At 34.4% G+C, this 5,292-nt stretch carries 9 protein-coding genes; all 9 read left to right on the top strand.

The window, feature by feature from the left end; genetic code table 11:
• Positions 1-90: 90 nt before the first annotated feature.
• Positions 91-627, top strand: a complete 537-nt coding sequence (locus ACKI3D_RS06105; RefSeq protein WP_407392944.1) for a 50S ribosomal protein L6 — start codon at positions 91-93, stop codon at positions 625-627.
• A gap of 14 nt (positions 628-641) precedes the next feature.
• Positions 642-971, top strand: coding sequence for a 50S ribosomal protein L32e (locus ACKI3D_RS06100; protein ID WP_407392940.1), 330 nt, complete (start codon positions 642-644; stop codon positions 969-971).
• Between the two features lie 130 nt (positions 972-1,101).
• Positions 1,102-1,557, top strand: coding sequence for a 50S ribosomal protein L19e (locus tag ACKI3D_RS06095; RefSeq protein WP_407392938.1), 456 nt, complete (start codon positions 1,102-1,104; stop codon positions 1,555-1,557).
• Positions 1,558-1,559: 2 nt separating this feature from the next.
• Complete coding sequence (locus ACKI3D_RS06090) at positions 1,560-2,141, top strand: 50S ribosomal protein L18 (RefSeq protein WP_407392936.1); 582 nt, start codon at positions 1,560-1,562, stop codon at positions 2,139-2,141.
• 2 nt (positions 2,142-2,143) lie between these two features.
• On the top strand, positions 2,144-2,785 hold the full coding sequence (gene rpsE, locus ACKI3D_RS06085) for a 30S ribosomal protein S5 (protein ID WP_407392935.1): 642 nt from the start codon (positions 2,144-2,146) through the stop codon (positions 2,783-2,785).
• Positions 2,786-2,796: 11 nt separating this feature from the next.
• Positions 2,797-3,255 carry a 50S ribosomal protein L30 gene (locus ACKI3D_RS06080; protein ID WP_407392933.1) on the top strand — a complete coding sequence of 153 codons (459 nt, stop codon included), beginning with the start codon at positions 2,797-2,799 and terminating at the stop codon, positions 3,253-3,255.
• A gap of 14 nt (positions 3,256-3,269) precedes the next feature.
• Positions 3,270-3,707, top strand: a complete 438-nt coding sequence (locus ACKI3D_RS06075; RefSeq protein WP_407392931.1) for an uL15m family ribosomal protein — start codon at positions 3,270-3,272, stop codon at positions 3,705-3,707.
• Positions 3,708-3,738: 31 nt separating this feature from the next.
• Positions 3,739-5,097, top strand: coding sequence for a preprotein translocase subunit SecY (gene secY / locus ACKI3D_RS06070; RefSeq protein ID WP_407392929.1), 1,359 nt, complete (start codon positions 3,739-3,741; stop codon positions 5,095-5,097).
• A gap of 45 nt (positions 5,098-5,142) precedes the next feature.
• Positions 5,143-5,292, top strand: a 150-nt coding sequence (locus tag ACKI3D_RS06065) for an AAA family ATPase (protein WP_407392942.1), incomplete at its 3' end; no start/stop codon positions are given.

Raw genomic sequence — 5,292 nt, 5'->3', positions numbered from 1 at the left:
GTTGAGGCCTACTATTGTCTTCCTAAGACCGCTTGGCCTCCGACTTGGAATTGGTGGACGTTTGTTGGCTTACATGTATTAGGTGATAAAATGGTAGTAGCTGCAGCTATAAGGGAAGAAATTGAAATCCCTGAAGGCGTTGAAGTTATAATTGAAAATAATGAGGTCTCTGTAAAAGGACCTAATGGAGAAGACTCCAGAAAATTTACTTATCCTAATGTAAGTATTAAAGAAGAAAACGATGTAGTTGTTTTAGAAACTGCATTTCCAAAGAAAAAAGACAAAGCAATGATTGGAACTACAAGAGCACACATTAACAATATGATTATTGGTGTAACTGATGGTTTTGAATACCACATGAAAATTGTATTTGCTCACTTTCCAATGACTGTTAAAGTCCAAGATAATACAGTAGTAATTGACAATTTCCTCGGGGAAAGACACCCAAGAACTGCTAAAATTGTAGGTTCTGCAGAAGTAGCAGTTAAAGGTGATGAGGTAACAATTACTGGTATCAATAAGGAACATGTTGGTCAAACTATGGCTAACTTAGAACAAGCAACTAAAATTAAAGGAAGAGATCCTAGAGTATTCCAAGACGGAATATATTTAATTAGCAAGGAGTAAATTTGGTGATTTAAATGGCTAACAAAAGATTTAAAAGACAAGAATATGCTCGTTATAAAAAACTTGGAATCAAATGGAGACGCCCTAGAGGTAAAACCAGTAAAATGAGAAGATACGAAGCAGGTAAACCTGATATGCCAGCTATTGGTTACAGAACCCCTAGAGCTATTAGGGACTTACACCCTTCAGGATATAATGATGTTCTTGTTCACAATATGCAAGAATTAGAAGACTTAGACCCAGCAGTAGATGCTGCAAGAATAAGTGCTTCTATCGGTAAAAGGAAAAAAGCTTTGATGTTAGAAAAAGCATCAGAACTCGGAATAAAAGTGTTAAACAAATAAAATTCATATTTATAGGTCAATCAATTCCGGGGTTTTTATGAATTGATATGACCAGTTAAATAAAATAAAAAAAGGGAATTTAGATTTTATCTAAATTTATCAGCTATGCTGAAAATGGAGGATTATATACATGAATCTTACAACTCAAAGAAGATTGGCTGCTAGTATACTCAAAGTAGGTCTTAATCGTGTATGGATTGATCCAGAAAGATTAGAAGAAGTATCTATGGCGATTACTAGAGAAGGAGTAAAGCAGTTAATCAACGATGGAGCTATTAAAGCAAAACCTCAAAAAGGTAATAGTAGCTACAGATCTAAAAAAATTAAAGAACAAAAAGCAAAAGGTAAAAGAAAAGGTAGAGGTAGTGTAAAAGGAGCTAAAAAAGCACGTACCCCTAAGAAAAAAGCATGGATGACTACTATTAGAGCTTTAAGAAAAGATCTTAAAGAAATGCGTGAAGAAGAAGTAATTGATGCTACTACCTATCGTAAATTATATAAAATGGCTAAGGGTGGCGCATTTAGAAGTAAATCTTACATGAGAAACTACGCCCGTGACCATGATTTAATTAAAGGAGATGAATAAACATGGCACATGGATCTAATTATAAAGTAGCATTCAGAAGAAGAAGAGAAGGAAAAACTGATTACGGCGCTAGAATCAAATTAGTTGATTACGAAAAATCTCGTTTAGTTGTCAGAGTTTCCAACGCTCATGCTACTGTTCAAGTTATTGATTATGCTCCTGAAGGGGACATTACTGTCGCTTCAGCAGTAAGTAAACAATTATCAAAATATGGTTACTTAGGAGGATCTGGAAACATTTCAGCATTTTACTTAACCGCTTATCTCTGTGCAAAAAGAGCATTAGCTGCTGGTGTTGAAAGTGCAATTTTAGACATTGGTTTAAAATCTCCTATTAAAGGATCTAAAGTATTCGCAGCTCTCAAAGGTGCTGTTGATGCAGGTTTAGAAGTTCCTCACGGAGACTTCATTTTCCCAGAAGATGAACGTATCAGAGGAGAACATGTTGCCGAATATGCTGAATCTTTAGATGCTGAAGAAGTTGCAAAAAAATTCTCAAAGTACTTTGAAAGAGGTCTTGATCCAAAAGATTTACCAGAAAACTTTGATGAAACTATTAAAAATATCGATGAGGCAGAGGAATAACTATGAGTTTTAATATTGATGAATGGGAACCTAAGACCAAAATGGGTAGGTTAGTTAAAGATGGAACCATTACTGACATCGATGAAATCTTTGAAAAAGGTCTTCCAATTATGGAATTAGAAATAGTTGATGCCTTAATTCCAGATTTAGAAGAGGAAGTAATGGATGTTAACTTAGTTCAAAGGATGCACAAATCTGGTAGAAAAGTTAATTTCAGAGTAATTGTTGCTGTAGGTAACAAAGACGGTTATGTTGGATTAGGACAAGGTAAAGCTAAAGAAGTAGGTCCTGCAATCAGAAAAGCTGTTGATAATGCTAAATACAACATTATTAAAGTTAGAAGAGGTTGTGGAGACTGGGGTTGTGTTTGTGGAAGAGAACACACCGTACCTTTCAAAGTCCAAGGAAAAAGTAGTAGTGTAAGTGTTACATTAATGCCAGCACCTGCAGGTGTAGGTTTAGTAGTTGGAGATGTCGGTAAAACTATTTTAAAACTTGCCGGTATTCACGATGTATGGTCTCAAACTTTCGGACAAACCCAAACTACTGTAAACTTTGCAAATGCAGTATTTGATGCTTTAAAAGAATTAAGTAATGTAAAAGCGACTCAAGAAGAACTCAAGAAAATGGGAGTCAACTACTAAATGGTGATACTATGTTTTTAGTTATTAGAGTTAGAGGAACTACTGGTGTCATTAAAAACATTGCTGACACATTAGACATGTTAAGACTTAACAGAATCAGCCATGCAGTATTAGTAGAAGAAAATCCTAGTTATGAAGGAATGCTTCAAAAAGCTAAGGATTACATCACCTGGGGAGAAATTGATGCTGAAACTTTAGCAGCAATCATCGCTAAAAGAGGTAGACTTCCAGGTAATGTAAAAGTTACTGATGAGTATGTAGCTGAAAATACTGATTATAATGATATTGCAGAATTAGCTAAAGCTTTAATTGATTCTAAAGTAAAATTAGCTGATGTAGGAATTAAACCTGTTTTCCGTTTACACCCTCCAAGAAAAGGATACGAAGACATTCGTTTATCTGTTAACGAAGGAGGATCTTTAGGATACAGGGGAGAAAATATTAAAGATCTTGCAAAAAGAATGCTTTAAATCAGGTGGATAATATGATTAGAACAAAACGTAAAATTAACAAACAAAGAGGTTCTAGATCCAACGGTGGAGGCTGTACTAAAAAACGTAGAGGTGCAGGTAACAAAGGTGGTAAAGGTAAAGCAGGTATGCGTAAACAACACTGGACCTGGACTGTAATCCACGACCCAGACCACTTCGGTAAACATGGTTTCAAAAGACCTCAAAAAATGATTAAAAAAGTTAATGCTGTTAATTTAAGTTACTTAGAAGAACAAGCTGATGATTTAATTGCACAAGGTAAAGCATCAAAAGATGGAGATGCAATTGTAATCGATGTAACTGAATTAGGCTTTGATAAAGTTTTAGCTAAAGGAAAAATATCTAAAACTTTCATTATCTCAGCTCCTCAATTTTCAGCATCTGCGATTGAAAAAATTGAAGAATTAGGAGGAGAAGCTATAGAATTATAGCTTTTTTCCTTATTAGTTATAGAGGAAAAAAATGTCAGCGCTAGAAGTTTTAGAGCCAATATTTAGGTTTATTCCTGAAGTAAAATCTCCTGTTCACAGAGAGGACTTTAATGAAAAACTTAAGTGGACTGGTATTGTTTTAATATTATATTTTATTTTAACACAAATTCCATTATACGGTTTAGCTCCTGGAGCTATTGATTCATTCGCTCAATTAAGGGCAGTTATGGCAGGAAGTTTCGGTTCAATCCTTACTTTAGGTATTGGTCCAATCGTTACTGCATCCATTGTTTTGCAATTGTTAGTGGGTTCAAATTTATTGGAATTGGATCTTTCATCCCATAAGGATAAGTCTCATTTCCAAGCTACTCAAAAAGTATTGTCTATAGTATTTACTGTATTCGAAGCAAGTGTTTTAGTATTAACCGGAAACTTGGTCCCTATTGACGGTTCATATACCTTATTATTGATTGTTCAACTTGTTCTTGGTGCATTAGTAATTATTTACCTTGATGAAGTTGTTTCTAAATGGGGATTCGGTAGTGGTATTGGTTTATTCATTGCAGCTGGTGTATGTCAAGCTATTATTGTCGGTACATTCAATTTCTTCCCAACTGCTGATGGAACACTTCCTGGAATTATCCCTGGATTTATTCAAGCTATCGCTGCAGGTCATCCTGATTTTTCAGTGCTAATCCCATTAATTGCAACTATTATTGTATTTGCAGTTGTATTATATGGTGAAGCTATGAGAGTAGAGATTCCTATTTCTCATGGAAGTGTAAGAGGACACGGTAGAATTAGAGGTGCTGTTGGTAAATACCCATTGAAATTTGTATACTCAAGTAACATGCCGGTTATTTTGACTAGTGCATTGCTTGTTAACGTAACACTTTTTGCAAACATTTTCCAAAAAATAGGTATACCTCTTTTAGGTCATATTAAAAATGGTAAACCTGTTGATGGAATTGCATGGTTATTATCCACTCCTAATTTATCAATGTTTATTACAGAACCGCTTCACGTTCTTATTTATGCTATCTTCTTCATAGCATGTTGTATGTTATTCTCATACTTATGGGTTGAAATCAGTGGATTAAATGCTAAAAAGATTTCAGAACAACTTCATAGTTCAGGTATTCAGATACCTGGTTTCAGAAGTAGTAAACGTCAATTGTATAAAATTTTGAAAAAATATATTCCTGCACTTACCATTATCAGTGGTATATATGTAGGTCTCATTGCTTTCCTTGCAGATTTAACCGGTGCTTTAGGTGGAGGTACTGGTGTATTGCTTACTGTAGGTATTATACATAAGCTTTATGAAGAAATGGCTGAGGAACAACTCATGTCCGCAAATCCACTTCTTAGAAAATTCTTAGGAGATTAAATTTTCTCCTATTTATTTCATTTTAACAATATGTGAGGGAAAAAAATGAAATTAGTAGTATTAACAGGTATTCCAGGTTCTGGAAGTACAACATTACTTAAAAGAGCACTTGAAGAAGTCGATTATGTACATTTAAACTACGGAGATATAATGACTGTAATTGCTATTAAAGAAAATATTGTTGAAGATAGGTAT

It is taken from the genome of Methanobrevibacter sp. (assembly GCF_045586545.1).
In the GTDB taxonomy this organism is placed as follows: Archaea; Methanobacteriota; Methanobacteria; order Methanobacteriales; family Methanobacteriaceae; genus Methanocatella.
The sequence above is the reverse complement of the archived record's forward strand: the minus strand, read 5'-3'. Positions and strand labels throughout refer to the sequence as shown.

Bases quoted from the DNA above. Each gene is read 5' to 3' on its own strand.
- ACKI3D_RS06105 (WP_407392944.1), top strand. From the start codon at position 91: ATGGTAGTAGCTGCAGCTATAAGGGAAGAAATTGAAATCCCTGAAGGC.
- ACKI3D_RS06100 (WP_407392940.1), top strand. From the start codon at position 642: ATGGCTAACAAAAGATTTAAAAGACAAGAATATGCTCGTTATAAAAAA.
- ACKI3D_RS06095 (WP_407392938.1), top strand. From the start codon at position 1,102: ATGAATCTTACAACTCAAAGAAGATTGGCTGCTAGTATACTCAAAGTA.
- ACKI3D_RS06090 (WP_407392936.1), top strand. From the start codon at position 1,560: ATGGCACATGGATCTAATTATAAAGTAGCATTCAGAAGAAGAAGAGAA.
- rpsE (WP_407392935.1), top strand. From the start codon at position 2,144: ATGAGTTTTAATATTGATGAATGGGAACCTAAGACCAAAATGGGTAGG.
- ACKI3D_RS06080 (WP_407392933.1), top strand. From the start codon at position 2,797: ATGTTTTTAGTTATTAGAGTTAGAGGAACTACTGGTGTCATTAAAAAC.
- ACKI3D_RS06075 (WP_407392931.1), top strand. From the start codon at position 3,270: ATGATTAGAACAAAACGTAAAATTAACAAACAAAGAGGTTCTAGATCC.
- secY (WP_407392929.1), top strand. From the start codon at position 3,739: ATGTCAGCGCTAGAAGTTTTAGAGCCAATATTTAGGTTTATTCCTGAA.